This is a genomic window from Tsukamurella conjunctivitidis (assembly GCF_007858475.1).
GTDB lineage: Bacteria > Actinomycetota > Actinomycetes > Mycobacteriales > Mycobacteriaceae > Tsukamurella > Tsukamurella conjunctivitidis.
The window spans coordinates 1-735 of the sequence record NZ_VIGX01000085.1 but is presented as its reverse complement, the minus strand read 5'-3'; the positions used below and the strand labels follow the sequence as shown (position 1 = coordinate 735).

Below are 735 nucleotides of genomic sequence, written 5' to 3'. Positions count from 1 at the left end.
CCTCCCTGGTGGGTGTGGAGCACGAGGACGCGGAGTACGACGACGATCCGCGCCCCACCGACGGACCCTCCACGCCGCTGGAGTCCCCCGTGGACACCTCCGCCCCACTGGGGGAGGACGAACCGCTGCCCAAGGGCCGTTTCGCAGACCGCGAGCTGTCGTGGATGGCCTTCGACGAGCGCGTCCTGGAGCAGTCGGAGGACCTGGACCTGCCACTGCTGGAGCGGGCGTGGTTCTCCGCGATCTTCTCCTCCAACCTGGACGAGTTCTACATGGTGCGCGTCGCAGGGCTCAAGCGCCGGATCGCTGCGGGCATCGCGAAGGCCTCCGCCTCCGGGCTGGAGCCCCGTCAGGTCCTGGAGGGCATCCAGACGCGCACGCGGGAGCTCACCGCGCGCCAGGCCCGTGACTTCCAGGAGGAGATCCTGCCCGCCCTGGATGCCGAGGGCATCCACCTGCGCCACTGGGAGGCACTCGACGACCAGCAGCGGGAGCGCATGACCGCCTACTTCCGCAGGCAGATCTTCCCGGTGCTCACCCCCCTGGCGGTGGACCCCTCCCACCCCTTCCCCTACATCTCCGGGCTGTCCCTGAACCTCGCGGTCGTGGTGCGCAATCCCGTGACCCGCAAGCTGCACTTCGCCCGCGTGAAGGTCCCCCAGTCCCTGCCGCGCGTCATCAACATCGACACCGCCGGGCGCGGGGGCGCCCCGGAGGACTTCGTGGGTGCCGAGG

The 735-nt window shown here is 70.5% G+C and carries 1 pseudogene; it reads left to right on the top strand.

Features of this window, described 5'->3' with window-relative positions:
- Positions 1 to 14: 14 nt before the first annotated feature.
- A pseudogene (locus FK530_RS24475) lies at positions 15 to 735 on the top strand (RNA degradosome polyphosphate kinase); the annotation flags it as partial.